The sequence below is a fragment of the Streptomyces sp. NPDC033270 genome (assembly GCF_055576575.1).
Map to the genome: position 1 here is coordinate 171,629 of NZ_JBVIRA010000005.1, position 20,639 is coordinate 192,267.

Genomic DNA, 20,639 nt, shown 5'->3' on the forward strand with positions numbered 1-20,639 from the left:
TTTTTCCGGTTTTTTCGGTCCTGGGGGGGGGGGGGGGTGGCCTGGCGTGGGGGGGAGAGGCGGTGGTGGGGTTTCGCCCCCCCCCCCCCCCCCTCTTTGGCCCAGTGGCCGGGCGTCGGCCCGATGGCGTCGTCGTCGACGTCGATGCCGCGCAGGACGAACAGGCCGTCGGCGGTGTCGGCGGGGCGGCAGTGGTGCCGTAGGGCGTCGCCGAACCCGGCGGCCGTCCGCTCGATCCGCCGCAGGAGCCGGGGAGAGGGGGCGGAGGTGCCGGTTTCGGCGAGGATCTGCTCCGCGGCCTCGCGGAGTTCGCTCACGGTGCGCTCGTCGAGCTGGCGGACAGGTGCGGCTGCCGTGCTCATGGCATGAGTCCGTTCCGTCGTTCGGCAGGGGAATCGCGTGCGGGGGGGAAAGCCGCGGTCAGGGCTGCGCTGATCCGTAACGGGCAGGGCGGAGCGGCCGCTCGGGGCGGCCGGTGCGGGAGTTCGCCGACGAACGGCCCGAACGCTAGACATCAGACTTAGGCAAGGCAACCCTTACTGGCCGGTCCAGTCGGTTTTTGGCTGAATCTCTGAGGGCCCGTCAAAAGGTAGGCACCGCACTCCACTTGGCCGACACCTCTGCAAGTGGAATCGCGATTCGACCATCCGTTCATCGGTGCCGGACCTCTTGCGGTAATGGTTGTCATTAGGGTAGGCAAACCTAAGCACCCCCCAGTCGCCCCGAAGCGGATCGAGGACGAACGTGGACATGAACAGGCGTCAAGTTCTGTGGGCCGGTGGAGCGATAGGTGCGGCGGCGCTGCTGGCCGCGTGCTCGGGAAGCGGCGAGACCTCCTCCGGCGCCGCGGGCGGCAAGCCCCGGCGGGGCGGCACGCTCCGGGTCGGCGCCCTCGGCCGGGCCTCCGCCGTCACCCGCGACCCGCACGCCACCCAGGCCAACGAGAGCGACTACCTCATCATCGCCCTCGTGCACGACACCCTCACCGCCCCCGGAGCCAAGACCAACACCGTTCCCCGGTTGGCCGCGCGCTGGCGGGCCTCGGACGATCTGAAGACCTGGCGCTTCACCGTCGCGAAGGGTGCGACGTTCCACGACGGCAGCCCGGTCACCGCCGAGGACATGGCCTGGTCGCTGCGCCGGCTGCGCGCCACCCCCACCGGCGCCACCCGCCTGCCCGGCATCAAGGCCGAGAACATCAGGGCCGAGGGCGCCGACACCGTCGTCCTGGTCTCCGACTACGCCAACGCCGAACTGCCCCTGCTCACCCGCCTGACGACCTTCGTGCTCAAGAAGGGCACCACCGACAAGGAGGTGGGCCGCGCGCCCGGCGCCGGCCCGTTCAAGCTGGACTGGTTCCGCGCCGGCAACGCCCGGCTCGTGCGCAACGAGGACTGGTACGGCGGCGAGGTCCTCCTCGACGCCATCGAGGTCAAGATCTTCGAATCCCCGCAGGCGATGTCCAACGCGCTGCTCCAGGGGCAGATCGACCTCGCCTCCAACGCCGGCGCGGTGGCCGCGCGCACGGCGGAGAAGCGCAAGGACATCCAGATCGTCCGCCGCCCCGACGACATGGCGATGCCCCTCGTCATGCGGACGTCCGACGGTCCCTTCGCGGACGCGAAGGTGCGCCAGGCGCTGCGGCTGGCGGTGGACCGCAAGGCCATGGTCAGGCAGGTGCTGTCCGGCTACGGCACCGTCGCCAACGACATCCTCGGCACCGGGGACCCCGCCTACGCCACGTCCGTCCCGCAGCGCACCCGCGACCTCGCCAGGGCCGCCTCCCTGCTGAAGGACGCGGGCTTCGACACCTCGAAGACGTACCGGCTGCTGACCACCGAGGACATCCCCGGCCTGGCCGAGTCCGCGACCCTGTTCGCCACCCAGGTCCGCGAGGCCGGGGTGAAGATCGACGTGGTCCGGCAGGAGTCCGCCACCTTCTGGGACAAGACCTGGCTCAAGGCCGATCTCTACACCACGTACTGGGGCACCAACGACTCCGTCGTCTTCTTCGCCAGCAAGACGATGGTCTCCGAAGCGGCCCAGAACGAGGCCGGTTGGAAGAACGCCGCGTTCGACGCGGCGTACCGCGAGGCCATCGGCACCAAGGACGCGGACCGGCGCGCCAAGGCGCTGAAGAGGCTGCAGCAGATCGAACACGACGCGTCCGGCTACCTGCTGTGGGGCATGGCCGACGGCATCGACCTGGCCACCGCCCCGGTGCGCGGCCTGCCCACCCTGCCCGGCTACGGACGTGTGCAGCTGGAGCGGGCATGGCTGGACCGCTGAGCGGTACGGCGAGCGGATCCGCCGGAGGGCCCACTGCCCTCCGGCCGGCCCGGCCCGCGCTGTCCGCGGTGCTGCGCGCGAGCCGCCTGCTCGTCGTGCCCCTCCGCCGGCTGCTGCCGCTCGCCGTGCTGCTCGCCGCCGTCTTCGCCGCCGTCGAACTGCTGCCGGGCGACGCCGCCACCGCCACCGCGGAACGCGGCGAGAGTGCGGCCGACCTCGCGCAGCGCCGCCACCTCCTCGGCCTCGACCGCCCGCTTCCCACCCGCTTCGCGGACTGGATGACCGGTCTGCCCACCGGCGACCTCGGCACCTCGGCCCACGGCGAGGCCGTCGCCGACCTGATCGCCCGCCCCTTCCCCAACACCCTGCTGCTGGGCGGACTGGCCCTGCTGGTGACCCTCGCCGTCTCGCTCGGTCTGGGCTGCCTGGCCTCGCTCCGGCCCGGCGGCACCGCCGACCGGGCCGTGTCCGCCACCGCCACCGGCATCCTGGCGCTGCCCGAATTCGTCGTCGCGGTCGCCCTGGTCCTGGTGTTCGCGCTGTGGGCGGGCTGGCTGCCCGCCGTCACCCTCACCGGCGCCGACGGCGCCCCCGCCTCCTGGCGGATGCTCGTCCTGCCGGTACTGGCGCTGTCGATCCCGCAGATCGGCTGGAACACCCGCATCGTGCGGGCCGCCCTCGCCGACGAGGCCAGGGCCCCGCACATGGAGACCGCGGTGCTCGACGGGCTGCCGCGCCACCGGATCTTCACCCGCCATCTGCTGCCGGGGGCGCTGCCCACCATCGCGGCGGGCATCGCCACCTCGACCGGCATGCTGCTGGGCGGCGCCGTCGTCGTGGAGACGATCTTCAACTACCCCGGTATCGGCGGGGTGCTGGCCGGCGCCGTCACCGATCGGGACAGCCCGGTCGTCGCGGGCGTCGTCGCGGTCACCGGAGCCGTCATCACCGGCGTGCTCCTGCTCGCCGACCTCGTCCGCGCCTGGGCTTCCGGAGGCCGCGTATGACCGCCCCGACCGCACCGCACACCACCGCTCCGGAGCCCGCCGCCCGCAGCGCGCCGCCGCGCCGCCGCGTCCGGGGCGGCCTCGTCCTGCGCACCCTGCCCGCCCTCCTGCTCATCGCCCTGGCCACCGCCGGGCCGTGGCTCGCCGCGCACGCCGTCGACGCCCCGGTCACCGCCCCGTACGCCGAACCGGGCGGCCAGGCGCCCCTCGGCGGCGACCAGCTCGGCCGGGACGTGCTCTCCCGCCTGCTCGCCGGGGGCCGCGCACTGATCGCCACCTCCCTGCTGGTCGCCTTCCTGGTCACCGCGGCCGCCGCGCTGCTCGGCGCGTTCGGCGCCCTGCGGCCGGCCCTCGGCCGGGTCGTGGAGCGCTCCGCGGACGTCCTGATGCTGCTGCCGGCCGTGCTCGGCATCCTCCTCGTCGCGCTGTCGTGGCCGGGCGGCGGCCGCTTCGCGCTGGTCGCCACCGCCGTCGTGCTGGGGGTGCCCTACGCGGTGCGCCTGGTCTCCGGCGCCGCGGCGCCGGTCGCGGCATCCGGCTACATCGAGGCGGCGGCGGTCGGCGGCGAACGGCTGTGGCACCTCGTCGTACGCGAAGTCCTGCCCAACCTGCGCGCCACGCTGCTCGCCCTCTTCGGGCTGCGCTTCGTCGCCGCCGTCTACGTCGTGTCCACCGCCGGCTTCCTCCAGGTCGGCCCGCAACCGCCCACCGCCGACTGGTCGTTGATGATCCGGGAGAACGCGGGCGGCATCGTCCTCAACCCCTGGGCCGTACTGGCCCCCAGCATCGCCATCGGCCTGCTGGCCATGAGCGTCAACCTGGCGGTCTCGGCACTCGTACCGCAGACCGGCCGGAAGGCGGTGACCGCGCTGTGAACCACCAGCCCGATCGGTACCCCGAGGACCGGGCCCCCGCCGCGGAAACGGCGGTGACCGTCACGGACCTCACCATCGCCGCCCCGGACGGCCGGCTGCTCCTGGACGGCGGCAGCCTGTCGGTCCGCCCCGGCCGTATCACCGTCCTCACCGGCCCGTCCGGCTGCGGCAAGACCACCCTGCTGCGCGCCGTGGCCGGGGTGCTGCCCGCCGGCGCCCGGCGCACGGCCGGCCGGATCGACGTCCTCGGCCAGGACGTGCTGACGCTCGACGCGGCCGAACTGCGCGCGCTGCGCCGCCACCGCCTCGCCTACGTCGGGCAGGATCCCGGCTCCGGCCTCAACCGCCGGATGAAGGTCCGTCGGCTGCTCGCCGAGGTCGCCGTGGACCGCAGCCCCCAGGCACTCGACGATCTGCTCGCCGAGGTCCGACTGCCCACCGGCGAGGGCCTGTCGGGCCGCCGCGCCGGCGAGCTCTCCGGAGGCCAGCAGCGGCGCCTCGCCCTGGCCAGAGCGCTGGCCCGGCGCCCGGCCGTACTGCTCCTCGACGAGCCGACCGCCGGCCTCGACCCCGAGCTGCGCGACGAGATCGCCGCCCTCCTGCGCCACCTCGCGGCCCATCACCGGCTCGCCGTCGCCCTGTCCTGCCACGACGGGGGCCTGGTCGCCCGGCTGGCCGACGACGTCGTCGACCTCTCCCGGACGGCGCCCGTGCCGCCCCCCGCGCCACGTGCCACCGCCCGGCCCCGCCCCGCCGGCGAGCCGACGCTCACCGTCTCCGGCCTGCACGCGGCCTTCACCCGGCGCGGCGGCCGCCACCCCGTCCTGCACGGCATCGACCTCACCGTGGCCGCCGGCTCCAGCACCGGCATCGTCGGAGCCTCCGGCTCGGGAAAGACCACCCTGGTGCGCGCGATCGTCGGTCTGCACCGCCCCACCAGCGGCGCCGTGACCCTCGACGGCGTTCGCCTGGCCCCCACCGCCCACGGCCGCACCCGCGAACAGCGCCGACGCCTCCAGCTCGTACCGCAGGACCCGCTGGGCACCCTCAACCCCGGCCGCACGGTCGGCGCGGCGGTCGGCCGCCCCCTGCGTCTGCACCGGCGCACCCCCCGCGGCCGGACCCCCGCCCGCGTCCTGGAACTCCTCGAACGCGTCGGCCTGCCCGCCCACTTCGCCGGCCGCTACCCCCACGAACTCTCCGGCGGGCAGCGCCAGCGGGTCGCCATCGCCCGCGCCCTGGCCGCGGACCCCGACGTCCTGGTCTGCGACGAGGTCACCTCGGCCCTCGACGCCGGCACCGCCACCGCGATCATGGACCTCCTCGAAGACCTCCGCGACAGCCGCGGCCTGGTCCTGATCCTCATCAGCCACGACCTCCACCTCGTCGCCGACCGCACCGACTCCCTCCTGGTCCTCTCCGTCGGCCGGTCCGTCGAGTCCGGCCCCACCGCGCAGCTCTTCACCGCCCCGGCCCACCCGGTGACCGCGGCCCTGGTGTCGGGCGCGACCCAGCCGGCCTGAGGCGGGGCCATTGGCTATTCCGCAGACTATTCAAGTTTGACTAGACGCCTTGAGGTCGCTATCTTCCCTCGCATAGTCAAAATTGACGAGCCTCTGTCGAGCGCCTTCGCGCCCTCGCGCCCTCGTGCCTTCGCGCGTTCCCGGTGCTCTCAGGGGCTCGTCACCCTGCAGCCGACGACCGTGAGGAGTCTGTGTGACCTTCCTGCCCGACGCCGGGTACGTGCCGACCGCCGAGGACCGCGCGAGCCTGGAGGCCTGGTTCGCGGAGTACGACGCGCACAGCGCGCAGCGCGACGTGGCGCGGATGGCCGATATGGCGGTCTTCCCGCTCAACCTCGTCAGCGACGACACGGCCGGCAACGGCCGCGCGGCGCAGTGGGACCGGGAGCAGTTCGTCGCGACGATGACACAGGTGATGGGGGACGGCGGCGAGGACATCACCTTCGAGTCCACGCGGACGCCGGTCTTCCTCTCACCCGCCATGGCCGTGGTCTTCTCGGACTCGGTCATGACGGCACAGGGCCGCACCCAGCGGCTGCGCTACGCCGACGTCCTGATCAGGCGGGACGGGGCATGGGCGTTCCAGACCATGATCCAGGGTGGCTGGGGCGACACCCTGTAGGGCCTGATCCCTCGGCACGCCCTCACCAGGGCGTGGCCGTCAGGCGCCCGGACCCGGACAGCCGTATCGGGCATGCCGGGCGCCGACCGGCCCCGGGCGCCGGGCGACCGCGGCTGGGGGACTTTGGTTGCTGCGCGTCGCGACGAAAGGCGATGTCGCCGGCGGGCGGGCTTGCCTAACGTAGCGGCGTGACAGGTGTGGAAGACAAGGACCGTACGGAGCGGGCCGGTCGGACGTCGGCGGCCAGGCTGCGCGCGGCGTCCCGACGGCTGGCCGATCCGGTCAGGACTCTCTTCGACCCCGGTATGTGGCCGCCCGGGCGCATCGTGGGCGAGGTGCTGCTGAGCCTCACGATGGCGTTGATGGCGGTCGGAGTCGAGGCCCTGGCCGACAACGGCGGCACCGTACGCACCGTCGCCGTCGCCCTGGCCGCCGCCCTGCTGCCGCCGCTGCGCCGGGCGCTGCCGGCGACCGTGCTGCTGGTGACCGCCGTCGCCTCCAGCGGGCTCGACGGCCTCGCCCCGCTGCTCCTGGTCGCGGCCTGGTCGGCCGGGCGGCGGATCACCGCCGTCGGCCGCGCGACCTGCACCTTCGGCCTCGCCTACGTCCTCAGCCTCGCCCTGTCCGCGGCGTGGGAACTGCCCTACCTCTCGCCGGCGATCCTGATCATGGGTGCCCTGGCGACGCTGGTCGCGGTCATCGTGCCCGGCCTCGCCGGCCGCTACTGGTCGCAGCGCCGCACCCTGGCGGACACCCTCCGCGAGTACCACGCCCATCTGCAGCGCGAACGCGAGATGATCGCCGGTCAGGCCCGGATCCGTGAGCGCCAGCGCATCGCGCAGGACATGCACGACAGCCTCGGCCATCAGCTCGCGCTCATCTCGGTGCACACCGGCGCCCTGGAGGTCGACCGTGAGCTGACCGGGCGGCAGCGGGAGGCCGTGGGCGTGCTGCGCGAGGCGTCGGTGGCCGCGATGCACGAGCTGCGCGAGGTGGTGGGCCTTCTGCGGGACGGCACGGAGGCTCCCGGCCAGGGCATCCCCCCGGCGACCGCCGGGGGAGCCCCCACCCACGCCCTCGCGGCGCTGGGGGAGGAGGAGGCCAAGGCGCCGTCGCGGGGAGTGGCCGGCATCGAGGGCCTGGTGGAGGCGTCCCGGGGCGCGGGTGCGGCCGTGCGGCTGCGGCGCTCGGGCGAGGTGCGCCCGCTCGCCCCGACCGCCGATCACGCCGCGTACCGCCTCGTCCAGGAGGGCCTGACCAACGCTCACAAGCACGCCCCGGGCGCCTCGATCACCATCGAGCTGCGCTACGAGCCGGACTCACTGGTCGTGGAGGTCACCAACGGTCCCGCCCCCGCGGGCGCCGGCCGGAGCGCGGTGAGCGGCGGTCAGGGGCTGACCGGCCTCGGGGAGCGGACCCGGCTCGTCGGAGGCATGGTGCACGCCGGCCCGACGGCGGACGGCGGTTTCCGGCTCGCGGGCGTGCTGCCCTACACCTCCCCGGAGGGCGGCGCCCCGGGCCCCGCGCCCAGCGGCACGACGGAGACGTTCGTCGACGGCACAGGAGACTTTCGGCAGCAGCCTCCGGCGGGCTCGCCGGGCGAGGCTGATCCGGTCAACGACTGGAACGGCATGCCGAAGGAGCTGGCCAAGGCGATGAGCAGGAACAGGCGGGGAAGCGGGATAGCCATCGGCTGCGGGGTGGCGGCGGTGATCGCGCTGCTGTTGGTGATCGCCGCCGTCCTCGGGCTGGTCGTCATGGCGGGCGAAGCGGACGAGGCCACGATCGAGCCGAAGCAGTACGACGCGGTGACGGTGGGGCAGTCGGAGTCGGAGGTTCGCGAGAAGCTGCCCGACGGGGTCTCGTTCATCAACGAGGGCCTGGAGAAGGGCGCGCCGCCCGTGCCCAAGGGGGCGAAGTGCCTCAGCCTGAGCTCCACGGAGTTCGGCAGCAGTCTGGACAAGACCCCGGTCTACCGGTTCTGCTTCCGGGACGGCAAGCTGATCGAGAAGACCTCCTTCGAGGTCAAGGGCTAGGGCCTGACCCATCGGACAGGCCCTAGGGGACACACCCTGAGGGCGGCGCAGGGCCGCCATGCGCTCCGGGCGGGCGGATCGGAGATGATGGCGATGGCCGCAGGCAGGACCGCTCAAGACCGCGCAGGAGAGTCGTGATCAGGGTTCTCGTCACGGATGACGAGCCGCTCATTCGGGCGGGCATCAGGATGATTCTCACCTCCGCCGACGACATCGACGTCGTCGCGGAGGCGGCCAACGGCCGCGAGGCGGTCGAACTGGCCCGTGCCCAGCGCGTGGACGTCGTCCTGCTCGACATCCAGATGCCGGTCATGGACGGGCTGACGGCCCTGGCCGAACTCCGCCGGACCGTCCCCGACACCCGCGTGCTGATCCTGACGACATTCGGGGAGCAGCAGAACGTGCTGCGCGCCCTGGCCGAGGGCAGTGCGGGCTTCCTCCTCAAGGACTCGGCCCCCGCGGAGCTGATGGGCGCGGTACGGGCCGCCGCGGCCGGGGACGCGTACCTGTCGCCGGGCGCCACCCGCCACGTAGTGGACTCCCTGGCGTCCGGCCAGACCGCGCGCCGCACCGAGCAGGCCCGCCGCAGGCTGGAGACGCTGACGGACCGCGAACTGGAGGTCCTGGCACTGCTGGGCGAGGGCCTGTCCAATGCGGACGCGGGAGCCCGGATCCACATGAGCGAGGCCACGGTCAAGACGTATGTGAGCCGGATCCTGTCCAAGCTGGGCTGCGAGAACCGCGTACAGGCCGCCCTCCTGGCACGGGACGCCGGCCTGGGAACCTGACCGACCCACCAGCGCACTCGATCCCGCTCGCTGCGGGTCCGCCGGCAGCGGCTCAGCCACCCGTGACCTTCTGCCGGCGGCATCGACACGGCCCGCCGCCCCGCACCCGCGGGAGCAACAGCCCACAGCCGCCCCCCTGTCACAGAGACCCGTCACAGAAGGACGACCCATGCCCGGATCGCCGTCTCTCCGTACCACCACACTCCTGGCCGCCTCCGTACTCCTCGCCCTCACCGCCACCGCCTGCGGCCCCCGCCAGGACGACACCGGCCCCGCGACGCCCTACCCCACTTCCTCCTCCGAGGCGGCCGGCGCACTGCCCGCCTCGCTCACCGCCCAGAAGCTCGACTGGCGGCCCTGCCCGGCACCGTCCACCGCTCAGGGCGGTGGCACGGCACCCGGCAAGCTGCCAGATGGCACGGCGTGGGAGTGCGCGAAGCTGAAGGCGCCCCTGGACTACGACAAGCCCGCCGGCGACACCATCGACCTCGCGCTGATCCGCGCCAAGGCCGAGGGTGTCGGCAAGCGGATCGGCTCGCTGCTCTTCAACTTCGGCGGACCGGGCGCCTCGGGCGTGGCCACCCTGCCGGGCTACTCCCCGGCAGAGTCGCTGCGCTCGCGCTACGACCTGGTCAGCTTCGACCCCCGGGGCGTCGGCGACAGCGCGGGCGTGACGTGCCTGAGCGACAAGGAGATCGACGAGCTGCGCGCCGAGACCCTCGACCTGGCCGGGACGGCCCAGCAGAACAAGAAGGTCGTGGCGGCCTGCAAGAAGCACTCCGGCAAGGTGCTGCCGCACGTCGGCACCGAGAGCGCGGCCCGCGACATGGACCTGATACGCCAGGTCCTGGGAGATGCCAAGCTCAACTACTTCGGCATGTCCTACGGGACCGAACTCGGCGGCGTCTACGCCCACTTGTTCCCGAAGAACGTGGGGCGCACGGTCCTGGACGCCGTGGTCGACCCGACCAAGGACCCCGTCGAGGAGTCCCTGGGCCAGGCGAAGGGCTTCCAGCTGGCGCTGGACAACTACCTCGCCGACTGCGCCAAGAAGCCCGGCAGCTGCCCGTACCCCAACCCCGAGGACGGCCGCCGGCGGATCGTCGCCCTGCTGGCGAAGACCGGGAAGCGGCCGCTGCCGACCCAGAGCGGGCGCAAGCTCACCCAGGAGCAGGCGGTCGTCGGCATCGTCGCGATGCTCTACTCCAAGGAGAGCTGGCCGAGCCTTTCGATCTCGCTCTCCGACGCGGAGCAGGGCAGCGGCGACAACCTGCTGATGATGGCGGACAACTACAGCGGCCGCGACGACAAGGGCCACTACAGCACCATGATGACGGCCAACTCCGCGATCAACTGCGCCGACACCAGGCAGCGCCTCACCCCCGCACAGGTGCGGGCCAGACTGCCGGAGTTCCGCAAGGCGTCGCCGGTCTTCGGTGAGCTGACCGCGAAGGGCCTGCTCGGCTGCGAGGGCTGGCCGGTCACCGGCAGGAGCGACACCCCGGAGGTCTCGGCACCGGGCGCCGCCCCCATCGTCGTCATCGGCAACGCGGGCGACCCGGCGACCCCCGTCGAGGGCGCCCGGAAGATGGCCGACAAGCTCGGCGAGGGCGTGGGGGTGCTGCTCACCGTCAAGGGCGAGGGGCACGGCACCTACGGCGTGAACCAGTGCGCCACCAAGGCCGTGAACGGGCACCTGCTCGACGGCAGGGCCCCGGCGGACGGGACCGTCTGCTCCTGATCACGGCGTAGCCGGCGGCGGGGGCCCGCACCAGGGCCCCGCCGTCCGGTGCGCGCCCGCGGAACTCCTGTGCTGAGCGCGCGCTCGGGGTCGCGGCGCACTTTCCGTTATCGTGCACCGCCGCCGGCGGTCTCCCTTGTGCCGGGCAGGAAAGGCGCGGACCGGGAAAGGGAGTGGACAGGCGTGGGCGTGAGCACCGAACACGACAGTGTGGTGGAGGCGGCGCGGCGAGGGGACCAGCGCGCTCAGGACGAGCTGGTCGCCGGCTATCTGCCGCTGGTGTACAACGTCGTGGGCCGCGCGCTGAACGGGCACGCGGACGTCGACGACGTGGTGCAGGAGACCATGATCCGCGCGCTCGGCGGCCTCGGCTCGCTGCACGATCCGGGACGTTTCCGGTCCTGGCTGGTGGCCATCACGATGAACCAGATACGCGACCACTGGCAGAAACACCGCGCCGCACCGGCCGACTCCGGTCTGCAGGACGCGTACGACGTGGCCGACCCGGGCGCGGACTTCGTGGACCTGACGATTCTGCGGCTGGGGCTGGAGGGGCAGCGGCGGGAGGCGGCGGAGGCCACCCGCTGGCTGGACACCGACGACCGCGCGCTGCTGTCGCTGTGGTGGCTGGAGGCCACGGGCGAGCTGAGCCGGGCCGAGGTGGCCGCGGCACTGGAGCTGTCGCCGCAGCACACCGCTGTCCGCGTCCAGCGGATGAAGGCGCAGCTGGAGACGGCCCGGCTGGTGGTGCGGGCGCTGACCGCGACGCCCCGCTGTGTGCTGCTCGACGAGGTGATCGCGGCCTGGGACGGCGTCCCGTCGGCGCTGTGGCGCAAGCGGATCGCCCGGCACGCCCGTGACTGCACGGTCTGTTCGGGGTTCGAAGCGGGACTGGTGCCCGCCGAGGGGCTGCTGGTGGGCCTCGGCCTGGTGCCGGTCGTCGGGGTGCTGGGAGGGCTGGCGGGACTGGCCGCCCTCCACGGGGCCAGGGCGTCCGCCGAGACCGTGGCCTTCGAGGCGGTCGGCCGGGTCGGCGGCGCGGATCTGGGCGGAGGGGCCGCGGGCCCGGGCGACGGCACCGCCGTCGTCCCGTCGGCGGGCGGTGGGCATCGAATACCGAGCCGCACCCAGAGCCCGGGTCGGGGCCGCACCCAGAGCCGGGCGCACAACCGCAGGCAGAAACAGCGGCGTCGGGCGTCCCGGACGGCCGCCGGTCTCGCCCTGCTGGTCATCGGCGGGACGGTCGGCGGGATAGCCCTCCTGTCGCCGGGCGAGGAGCGGGAGACGGTGCGGTCGGCGCCCGCCACCGAGCCGCAGGTCACCCGGCCCTCGACCCCCGCCTCCGCGCCGTCGCGCACCGCCTCCAAGTCCCCCTCGCCCAAGCCGGGCAGGTCCGCTTCCCGAAAGCCCTCGTCGGCCCCCTCGACCGCCACCCCGCGCCGGTCGAAGAGCAAGACGCCGACGGCGAAGCCCGCGCCGCCGTCCACGCCCGCGGCCGATCCCGCCGGCACACCGGCCGAGAAGGTCCTGGCCCTCGTCAACGCCGAGCGAGCAAAGGCGGGTTGCGGCAAGCTGACCTCCGACGACCGCCTGGCCCGCGCCGCCCAGCTGCACAGCGAGGACATGTCCGGCAACGGCTACTTCGACCACACCAGCCGGGACGGCCGGAGCTTCGTCGACCGGGCCCAGGCGCAGGGTTACCAGAACCCCGGTGCCGAGAACATCGCCCGCGGCCAGAGCTCCCCGGAGAGCGTGATGGAGTCATGGATGAACTCGCCCGGCCACCGGGCGAACATCCTCAACTGCGACCTGAACACCATGGGCGTCGGCCTGGTCCCCAAGGACTGGACCTGGACCCAGGTCTTCGGCTTCTAGGGGGTGTCTCTCCCCCGGCCCGCGCCCGATCCACCCTCGAAGTAAAGGCCGGGTAAACCCCCTTGTTAGGGTGATCTGTCCAGGAGTTCTCGCGAAGGACCGCAGATGACGATGCCCGAACACACCCCCCGCCCGGACCCCTGGGCCCCGCCGGCCGAGGACCAGCCGCACGACCGGCCGCCCTTCGCGTACCCGGCGATGGTTCCGCCGGCGCCCGGGCAGGTGGGCAACGGTCTCGGCGTCGCCGCGCTGACCATCGGCATCATCGGCACGGTCCTCGGTTTCCTGCCGTTCCTGTTCTGGCTCTCGGGCCTCCTCGGGGTGCTCGCCCTGATCTTCGGCCTGGTCGGTCACAGCCGGGCCCGCAAGGGCCTGGCCACCCACAAGGGGATGGCCCTCGCCGGCGCGGTCCTGGGCGGCCTGACGATGGTGCTGGCGGTCGTCGGCCTCTTCCTCACCGTGATGTTCGTCAGGAACGCCGTCGACGACGCGAGGGCGAAGATCCGCGAACGGCACACTCCGACCGCCGCCCCCTCGGACCCGGGCGTCCAGCGGCCGCTGCGTTTCGGCCAGGCGCGGACGTACGACGACGGCGTCACCGTCGCCGTCGGCAGGCCCGAGCCGTACCGGCCGGACGGCTTCGCCGTCGGCCACGAGAAGGGCGATCTGGCGGTCCAGTGGAAGGTCACGATCGTCAACGGCGGCAAGAAGCCGATCGACATCACCAGTGCCCTGCCGTCCGTACGGGACGCCGACGGAGTGTCGGCCGGGAACATCTTCGACGGCGACGGCGCGACCAAGCCGTTCTCCGGCACGCTGCTGCCCGGCAAGCGGGCGGTGAGCCGGTTCTCCTACTCCGTCTCCCCCGGCGGCGCGAAGGAGGTCCAGCTGGAGGTCTCCCCCGACGGCCGGCACGAGGACGCCATCTGGGCGGGCCCGGCCCGCTAGGGCCTGTCCGATGGGTCATGGCCTGGTCCACCAGTGCCGCTCGCCCCACCCGTCGGACGCCCCTAGGGTCGCCGTCATGAGTGAGGAAAGCTTCTGGGATGCCGATGAGGACCAAGAGATAGTCAGACACGGCGAGTTCGCTCTCACCGTCGTCCACGCGCCCCCTCCGGGAAACTCCGCGACCCTGCCCGCGCACGACCCGGACCGGGCCCGCGAGTTCGTCGCTTCCTTCGGCACCGTCGACGCCGTCCTGGAGGAGCTCGACCCGGTCGGCGCGACCGACCTGGTGCCCCTGGAGACCCGCCGCGACCTGGACCTGGTCACCGTCGGCTGCTGGGGCGGCGTGACCGAGATCGTCGATCCCGCCCTGGGGCACTGCGGAGACAGCTTCCCCGTCCTCGAGCAGTCGCAGGCGCTGCGCGAGCGCTTCCCCGATGCGGTGATCATCGCGTCGGCCACCATCGACCACCACATGAACTACGGCGCCTGGTCGATCCTCCACCCGGACGGGACGAGCCTCTTCGCCGCCGGCTGGCACGGCGAGGACCACTGGGACCTCCACGGGGACGTCCGCGCCGTCGTCCGCTCCTTCGGCATCTCGTCAGAGGCTCTTGCCGCGGCGGACGTCGACCTGGACGACGCCGTCAACGTCTTCGACTGGTCCGGTCTGGCGCAACTCGCGCTCGGCAGCGTCGCACCGCTCCACAGGGGCGGCCGGGCCATGTCCGCCTTCCGCGTCCGCCATACCGAGGACGCCACATTCGACATGGAGGAAACCTGGCTTGAAATGTGAGGAAGCCCGGCTCGAAATGCGGCGACCGGCATGCGCAGCGGATCGGCCATTTCGAGACGTCCTCGGGGAGTGCGCCAGGGTGTGCGTCAGCCGCTGATCGCGCCACGTTTTCCTTGCCCTGGTCGGCCTCTTCCGGCGGCGGGGTACGGATTCGGGCCGACGTGTGGCCGACCGAAAGCAGGGGTATCCGGCCCCGCGTGGCGCAGCCCCGACTCACCAGACGCAGGGCCCACAGACGCTCGCGCTAGTGTGCGCCCGTGAGCCTTTATGCCGTAACAGGATTCGGGCCCGCCGGAATGGCTACCGCTCGGCTGCTGGTCGAAAAGGGTCATTCCGTGCGGGTCATCACCACGACAGGCCGGAGCCCGGAACCCGGTATCGAACATGTCGCGCTGGACGCGGCGGACAGCGAGCGGCTGACCGAGGCGGCGCAGGGCGCGACGGCGATCTTCAGCTGTGCCGCACCGCCCTACCACCGCTGGGCGAGTCAATGGCCGCCGCTGGCCTCGTCGCTCTGCGCGGCGGCCGAGGCGACCGGGGCCACCCTGGTCATGCTGGGCAACCTCTACGGCTACGGCCCGGTGGACGGCCCGCTGACCGAGGAACTGCCGCTCGCCGCGACCGGCCCCAAGGGGCGGGTGCGCGCCGCGGTGTGGGAGCAGGCGCGGAAACTGCACGAGCAGGGGCGTATCAGGGCCGTCGAGCTGCGCGCCTCGGACTTCTTCGGGCCGGGCGTGACCGACGCCGGACACCTCGCCGCGCGAGTGATGCCGCGCCTGCTGCGCGGCAAGCCGGTCTCCACACTCGGGGACCCCGGCGCCCCGCACAGCTGGAGCTACCTCCCCGACGTGGCCCGGGCTCTGGTCGAGATCGCCGGCGAGGAACGGGCGTGGGGACGGGCCTGGCACGTCCCGACGGAGCCCGCGCTGTCCGTCCGGGAGATGGTCGACCGCCTCGCCGCCCAGGCGGGAACGGGTCCGGTCGCGGTGCGCGGACTGTCGCCGGCCGTGCTGGGCGTCGTAGCGCTCCTCTCCCCGCTGATCCGGGAGATGAAGGAGATCCGCTACCAGTTCGACCGCCCGTTCGTGGTGGACGCCGGCGCCTACGAAGCCGAGTTCGCGGTCCGTGCCACCCCCGTCGACGAGCAGATCAAGGCGACGGTGGAGTGGTGGCGTGAGCGGCTGGGCACCACCACGTGACGCCCGCGACGGCGCAGGACTCCCCGGCGGGCGCGGCGGGTTCACCCGTGGAGCCGGCGGGCACCCGGCGTGACGACGTCGCGATCGTGGGGATGGCCTGCCGGTTCCCGGGGGCGCGGAACATCAACCAGTACTGGCGGCTGCTCTCGGACCCGCAGCCGCAGTTCTCCCCCGTCCCGGACTCGCGGTGGCACTCCGCCACCTTCCTCAGCGACGACTTCCGCCAGGCGTCCTCGGCCTATACGGACACCATGGCGCTGCTGCCGGACGTCGGCCACTTCGACGCGGCGCACTACGGCATCCCGCCACGGCGGGCCAGGTCGATGGATCCGCAGCACCGGCTGCTGATCGACCTCGCCCGTGAGGCGATCCAGGACGCGGGGTGGGAGGCCGACGGCTTCGACCGCGAGGAGACCTCGGTGATCACCTCGCTCACCGAGAGCGGCTACCGCGAGATCAGCACCCTGCAGATCCGGATGCGCCAGCTGGCCGGCGGCGAGTTCGGGGCGCGGGCGAGAGACCCCCGGTGGCCGGAGACGGCCCGCGCGGTCGACGGGCTGCACGGCACATCCGTCGCCGGGCTTCTGCTCAACATGGGGCCGAACACGATCAGTTCGGTCTTCGACCTGCACGGCGAGAGCTATGCGCTGGACTCGGCGTGCTCCGGTGGACTGATGGCCGTGGCCAACGCCGTGTACGCGCTGCGCGCGGGCCGGAGCCGGATCGCCCTCGCGGGCGGCGCCCAACTGATCCTCACCCCCGACCTGTTGGTCGGCCTGTGCCGGATCGGCGCCATCTCGCGCCGCGGCAGCTGCCTGCCGTTCGGCGCGGCGGCCGACGGCTTCGTCCTGGGGGAGGGCGCCGGAGTGCTGGTGCTGCGGCCGCTGGCCGATGCGCTGGCCGCCGGCGACCGGGTCTATGCGGTGATCCGGGGCGTGGGCACGGCCAATGACGGGACCGTGCAGGGCGGTATGCACCCCCAGGCGTCCGGTCAGCTCCGCGCGCTGCGGCGGGCCTACCGCGATGCGGGCCTGGCTCCGGACGCGGTGGAGTATCTGGAGGCGCACGGCACCGGGACCACGGTCGGCGACCCCGTCGAGGTCGAGGTGCTGCGCGAACTGCGCGGTGCGCGGGGCGCACCCGCCTACCTCGGCGCGGTCAAGGCGGTGGTCGGGCACTCGCTCAACGCCGCGGGGACGGCCGGACTCATCAAGACCGTCCTGGCCGTGCAGCGGGGAGTGATCCCGCCGCAGCCGGAGTTCGACCTCGCCGACCGCCGCGGGCTCGACGCCGCGCGGTTGACCGTCCCGACGACGCCGACCCGCTGGCCGCGGTCCGACCAGCCGCGCCGGGCCGGCGTGAGCGCCTTCGGCTTCGGCGGCACCGGTGTCCATCTGGTGGTCGAGGAGTGCACCACGGCGCCGGCCCGTCCGGCACCGGACGCGGGCCCGCAGCTGCTCGTGCTCAGCGCCCGCGACCGGGCCGGGCTGGCCCGCTACGCGCGGGAGCTGGCGCACACCCTCGACGGGGACCGGCCGCCGCTGGCCCGGGTGGCGGACACCCTGGCCCGCCGGGCTCCCTTCGCCGAACGCCTCGCCCTGGTGGCGGAGGACGCCGCCGACGCCGCCACGAAGCTGGCCGCCGCGGCCGAGGCCGTGGCGGCGGGCCGGAGCGGGGAGCTCGGGCCGGGGCAGCTGGCCGGCACGGTGCCTGGCGGTGAGCCGCCGGAGGTCGCCGTCCCCGTGCCGGGCGCGCTGCCCGCCGAGGCGCACAGGGCCGCGTTGGCACAGCTCGCGGCGCGTGCGGTCACCGGCTCGGGGCTCCGCCCGGTACGCGAGCGAATACCCCCGTACACCCTTCCGCCGAGTCCGCTCGCCCCGCGCCACCACTGGGCGGTGGACGAGACGGCACGCGAGGGCGGTGGCGTACTGCCCGCCGCTGTCGGGGGCGCCCCCGTCCCCGTCCCGGTCCCCGCCCGCAAGGCCGCGGGGGAGGACCCGCCGGGTCCGGTGGACCCGCCCCAGGAGGCACCCGAGGCGAAACGGGCCACAGGCGCGGCCGCCGCGTCCCTCGTGCTCGAAGAGGTGTCGCGGACCGGTGTCTTCCCGCTCTCCGACCTGAGCGAGCGGATGGCGCTGGTGGCCGACCTCGGTTTCGACTCCCTGATGCTGCAGGAGCTGGAGGTCAACATCGGCAAGCGCATACCGGACTTCCGCACCGAGGAGATGTTCTCGCCCGGCCTCACCGTCGAGCGGCTGATCGCGCTGGTCGGTCCGCACCTGGCGCAGCCCCCGGCCCCGGGTGAGCTGCTGCCCCCGCAGACGCGGCCGGACTTCGACGCCGCGACGGCCCGCGTCGACGACTTCCCGGAGGTGCGGCAGTTCGAGGAGCGCGCCGACGCGATCGTCGACAGCGGTGCGGCCTTCCCGTACTTCCGGGTCCACCAGGGCAACATCCGCGACACGACCGTGATCGGCGAGCGGACGTACCTGTCCTTCGGAAGCTACAACTACCTGGGGCTCTCCGGTCATCCGGCGGTCAACGAGGCCGTGCACCGGGCGGTGGAGCGGTATGGCACCTCGGTCTCCGCGAGCCGGCCGCTCTCCGGCGAACGGGACCTGACCGTACGGCTGGAACGGGCGCTCGCCGACTTCCTCGGCGTCGCGGACTGCCTGACGCTGGTGAGCGGCCATGCCACCAATGTCACCGCCATCGGGCACCTCGTCGGCGCGGGCGACCTCGTGGTGCACGACGCGCTCGCCCACGACAGCATCCTCCAGGGCTGCGCCCTGTCCGGAGCGGCGCGGCGCCCGTTCGCCCACAACGACATCGGCCGGCTGGAGCAGATGCTGCGGCTCAACCGCTCGCGGTTCCGAAGGGTGCTGATCGCCGTCGAGGGCGCCTACAGCATGGACGGCGACCTGGTCGACCTGCCCGCGGTGATCGAGCTGAAGCGGCGCTACGGCGCCCTGCTGATGGTCGATGAGGCGCACAGCATCGGAACCGTGGGCGAACGCGGCCGCGGCGTCGGCGAGCTCTTCGGCGTGGACCGCTCCGACGTGGACCTGTGGATGGGCACCCTGTCCAAGTCCTTCGCCAGCTGCGGCGGTTACCTCGGCGGCTCGGGCAGGATGGTGCGGTGGCTGCGGCACACGCTGCCGGGCTTCGTCTACAGCGTCGGCCTGACCCCGGCCAACGCTGCCGCGGCGCTGGCCGCCACCGAGCTGATCACCGCGGAACCGCACCGGGTGCGGGCGCTGCGGCGCAACGCGGAGCTGTTCGTGGGCCTGGCCGCCTCGGCCGGTCTGGCGACGGGCTCCAGCGCCGGCACGCCCATCGTGCCGTGTGTCCTCGGCGACTCGGCGCGGACCCTGCGGGTCGCGGACCGGCTGTTCGACCGGGGTGTCATCGCCGATCCGATCTTCCACCCCGCCGTGGACGAGGGGCTCGCCAGGCTGCGGTTCTTCGTCACCAGCGAGCACCGTGAGGACGACATCCGGCGTGCGGTGTCGATCCTGGCCGAGGAGGTGGCGTCCGCCGGGGGATAAGTAACTCACGTCAGATCAGGGTGCGTTCGATCCGATGGAGCATGGCGGTCCGGCCTGCCTCCGCGCCGCCTGCGGCGTCCTCGGCCGGGGGCGCGGCACGCCGTTCCTCGGCGCTGCCCACCTGCTGCGAGAGCAGATAGGCGATGATCTCCGCTTCCTGTTCCTGTACGTCGTCGTACGTCGCGCGCAGGAGCATGTCACGCACGAGGTCGGGGTCGAGGTTGGGGAAGAGGAGGCGGGCGCTCGCCTCGTCCAGCCAACCCGCCCCGCGATGGCAGCAGATGATGTGACCCAGCTCGTGCAAGATGATGTGCTCCTGATGCGCGCTGGTCGTGTTGGCGTCGTAGAAGATCAGGTCCTCGTCGCGGGCGGCGACCCACATGCCACACGGGTGCGACGCGGGCATCTGCATCGGGACCAGGGTGATCGGGCGGTCGCGCACCTCGCCGAGATGGCGGCAGAGCTCGGCGACATCGGCCACCTTCGGCAGATCGAGTTCGGCGATCTTCCGGGCGCCGGCCGTGCGGAGCTTCTTGAGCCGGCTGCGGCGGTCCTGATCGGCCGACCGTCCCTTCCTGGCGCCCCTCACTCCCCCGGGCCCCCTACTCCGCGTCGGAGCTGTCGGCGACGGGCGGCAGACCCTGCATCTGCCGGTACTGATCCATGATGGCCGTGATGGCCTGGAGGTTCTCCTTCTTCATCCCGGCCGCCCGCATCGCCACGGAGCGGACTCCGGCCTGTCGCAGCGCCTCGATGGCGGCGACCTCGCTGAGCACCGACTCGGCGACCTCGTCGTCGAAGAAGTAGGCGACCGACACTCCGAAGAAGCGTGCCAGGGCGGCGAGGAGGTCCGGTGAGGGATTGGAGCGCTTGCCCGTCCGCAGCTGCGACAGATAGACACCCCCGACGCGGAGTTCGGGGTTGGCCTGCTTCAGTTCCTCCGCCACTTCGGCGTTGGTCCAGTGCTTGCCCTTGGGACGAACCGTCTTGAAGAGGTTGTCCAGGCGCACTGCCAGCACGGGCCGGTCATCAGTCTCAGACATTGCGAAGCTCCCTCCCGTCACCTCCTTGGCATTGCCCTCGGCTATCCGTCAGTTTCGCAGATTAGCGGTCAGTTGACAATCGGGCCGGACTCCGCCAACGTGGACCTTGCCGATAGCTGATAGCTAACTTTGCTTACGGGGGTAGCCGAGTTGGTTGCCGGTCTTGTCGGTCTGGCCCGGCTCTCGGGGGAGAGGCCGGGCCAGGGGTCGGGCGGGTCGCACCCACCCGGCACGACAGGAAAAACGGGGGAAGTACGGGGGAAACACGGGGGAGTACGGGGGAAACGGGGAACCCCCGGGGATCCACGGGGGATCCGCGGGGGAACCACGGGGGAAATGGGAGAAACCCGCC

15 protein-coding genes and 1 pseudogene are annotated in these 20,639 nt (G+C 72.9%); 13 read left to right on the plus strand and 3 right to left on the minus strand.

Features of this window, described 5'->3' with window-relative positions; all coding sequences use genetic code 11:
* Window positions 1-362, minus strand: a pseudogene (locus ACZ5XZ_RS10710) (hypothetical protein); the annotation flags it as partial.
* 388 nt (window positions 363-750) lie between these two features.
* On the opposite strand from ACZ5XZ_RS10710, the gene ACZ5XZ_RS10715 reads away from it, so the two are divergent.
* The 13 genes from ACZ5XZ_RS10715 (at window position 751) to ACZ5XZ_RS10775 (ending at window position 19,244) form a co-directional block, all read left to right on the plus strand.
* Window positions 751-2,289, plus strand: a complete 1,539-nt coding sequence (locus tag ACZ5XZ_RS10715) for an ABC transporter substrate-binding protein (RefSeq protein ID WP_468976320.1) — start codon at window positions 751-753, stop codon at window positions 2,287-2,289.
* Window positions 2,274-3,296, plus strand: coding sequence for an ABC transporter permease (locus ACZ5XZ_RS10720; RefSeq protein WP_468976321.1), 1,023 nt, complete (start codon window positions 2,274-2,276; stop codon window positions 3,294-3,296). Before ACZ5XZ_RS10715 ends, ACZ5XZ_RS10720 begins: the two co-directional genes overlap by 16 nt.
* Window positions 3,293-4,171 carry an ABC transporter permease gene (locus ACZ5XZ_RS10725; protein WP_468976324.1) on the plus strand — a complete coding sequence of 293 codons (879 nt, stop codon included), beginning with the start codon at window positions 3,293-3,295 and terminating at the stop codon, window positions 4,169-4,171. The genes ACZ5XZ_RS10720 and ACZ5XZ_RS10725 overlap by 4 nt, the downstream gene beginning before the upstream one ends.
* Window positions 4,168-5,694, plus strand: coding sequence for an ABC transporter ATP-binding protein (locus ACZ5XZ_RS10730; protein WP_468976326.1), 1,527 nt, complete (start codon window positions 4,168-4,170; stop codon window positions 5,692-5,694). The genes ACZ5XZ_RS10725 and ACZ5XZ_RS10730 overlap by 4 nt, the downstream gene beginning before the upstream one ends.
* A 193-nt stretch (window positions 5,695-5,887) precedes the next feature.
* Window positions 5,888-6,316, plus strand: a complete 429-nt coding sequence (locus ACZ5XZ_RS10735) for a nuclear transport factor 2 family protein (RefSeq protein ID WP_468976329.1) — start codon at window positions 5,888-5,890, stop codon at window positions 6,314-6,316.
* Window positions 6,317-6,621: 305 nt separating this feature from the next.
* Entirely contained in the window at window positions 6,622-8,352 is a 1,731-nt protein-coding gene (locus ACZ5XZ_RS10740) for a sensor histidine kinase (RefSeq protein WP_468976624.1), read from the plus strand.
* Window positions 8,353-8,486: 134 nt separating this feature from the next.
* Entirely contained in the window at window positions 8,487-9,140 is a 654-nt protein-coding gene (locus tag ACZ5XZ_RS10745; RefSeq protein ID WP_468976331.1) for a response regulator transcription factor, read from the plus strand.
* Window positions 9,141-9,309: 169 nt separating this feature from the next.
* Window positions 9,310-10,881 carry an alpha/beta hydrolase gene (locus ACZ5XZ_RS10750; RefSeq protein ID WP_468976334.1) on the plus strand — a complete coding sequence of 524 codons (1,572 nt, stop codon included), beginning with the start codon at window positions 9,310-9,312 and terminating at the stop codon, window positions 10,879-10,881.
* Window positions 10,882-11,070: 189 nt separating this feature from the next.
* Window positions 11,071-12,756, plus strand: coding sequence for a sigma-70 family RNA polymerase sigma factor (locus tag ACZ5XZ_RS10755; RefSeq protein ID WP_468976335.1), 1,686 nt, complete (start codon window positions 11,071-11,073; stop codon window positions 12,754-12,756).
* 105 nt (window positions 12,757-12,861) lie between these two features.
* Window positions 12,862-13,704: a DUF4190 domain-containing protein gene (locus tag ACZ5XZ_RS10760; RefSeq protein ID WP_468976337.1), complete on the plus strand. Its 843-nt coding sequence runs from the start codon at window positions 12,862-12,864 to the stop codon at window positions 13,702-13,704.
* A gap of 76 nt (window positions 13,705-13,780) precedes the next feature.
* Window positions 13,781-14,497, plus strand: coding sequence for a DUF6333 family protein (locus tag ACZ5XZ_RS10765; protein WP_468976340.1), 717 nt, complete (start codon window positions 13,781-13,783; stop codon window positions 14,495-14,497).
* Window positions 14,498-14,754: 257 nt separating this feature from the next.
* On the plus strand, window positions 14,755-15,696 hold the full coding sequence (locus ACZ5XZ_RS10770; RefSeq protein ID WP_468976343.1) for an NAD-dependent epimerase/dehydratase family protein: 942 nt from the start codon (window positions 14,755-14,757) through the stop codon (window positions 15,694-15,696).
* A gap of 92 nt (window positions 15,697-15,788) precedes the next feature.
* The gene (locus tag ACZ5XZ_RS10775; protein WP_468976626.1) at window positions 15,789-19,244 is read left to right on the plus strand and encodes an aminotransferase class I/II-fold pyridoxal phosphate-dependent enzyme; all 3,456 of its coding nucleotides are present in this window, start codon (window positions 15,789-15,791) and stop codon (window positions 19,242-19,244) included.
* Between the two features lie 10 nt (window positions 19,245-19,254).
* Here the strand turns inward: ACZ5XZ_RS10775 and ACZ5XZ_RS10780 are convergent, their stop codons facing one another.
* Both ACZ5XZ_RS10780 and ACZ5XZ_RS10785 read right to left on the minus strand, forming a co-directional pair.
* Complete coding sequence (locus ACZ5XZ_RS10780; protein WP_384424059.1) at window positions 19,255-19,833, minus strand: toxin; 579 nt, start codon at window positions 19,831-19,833, stop codon at window positions 19,255-19,257.
* 13 nt (window positions 19,834-19,846) lie between these two features.
* Window positions 19,847-20,287 (minus strand): helix-turn-helix domain-containing protein, encoded by a 441-nt coding sequence (locus ACZ5XZ_RS10785; RefSeq protein WP_384424058.1) that lies wholly within the window; start codon window positions 20,285-20,287, stop codon window positions 19,847-19,849.
* Between the last annotated feature and the right edge of the window lie 352 nt (window positions 20,288-20,639).

Bases quoted from the DNA above. Each gene is read 5' to 3' on its own strand.
- ACZ5XZ_RS10715 (WP_468976320.1), top strand. From the start codon at position 751: ATGAACAGGCGTCAAGTTCTGTGGGCCGGTGGAGCGATAGGTGCGGCG.
- ACZ5XZ_RS10750 (WP_468976334.1), top strand. From the start codon at position 9,310: ATGCCCGGATCGCCGTCTCTCCGTACCACCACACTCCTGGCCGCCTCC.
- ACZ5XZ_RS10760 (WP_468976337.1), top strand. From the start codon at position 12,862: ATGACGATGCCCGAACACACCCCCCGCCCGGACCCCTGGGCCCCGCCG.
- ACZ5XZ_RS10725 (WP_468976324.1), top strand. From the start codon at position 3,293: ATGACCGCCCCGACCGCACCGCACACCACCGCTCCGGAGCCCGCCGCC.
- ACZ5XZ_RS10720 (WP_468976321.1), top strand. From the start codon at position 2,274: ATGGCTGGACCGCTGAGCGGTACGGCGAGCGGATCCGCCGGAGGGCCC.
- ACZ5XZ_RS10785 (WP_384424058.1), bottom strand. From the start codon at position 20,287: ATGTCTGAGACTGATGACCGGCCCGTGCTGGCAGTGCGCCTGGACAAC.
- ACZ5XZ_RS10765 (WP_468976340.1), top strand. From the start codon at position 13,781: ATGAGTGAGGAAAGCTTCTGGGATGCCGATGAGGACCAAGAGATAGTC.
- ACZ5XZ_RS10740 (WP_468976624.1), top strand. From the start codon at position 6,622: ATGTGGCCGCCCGGGCGCATCGTGGGCGAGGTGCTGCTGAGCCTCACG.
- ACZ5XZ_RS10775 (WP_468976626.1), top strand. From the start codon at position 15,789: ATGGCCTGCCGGTTCCCGGGGGCGCGGAACATCAACCAGTACTGGCGG.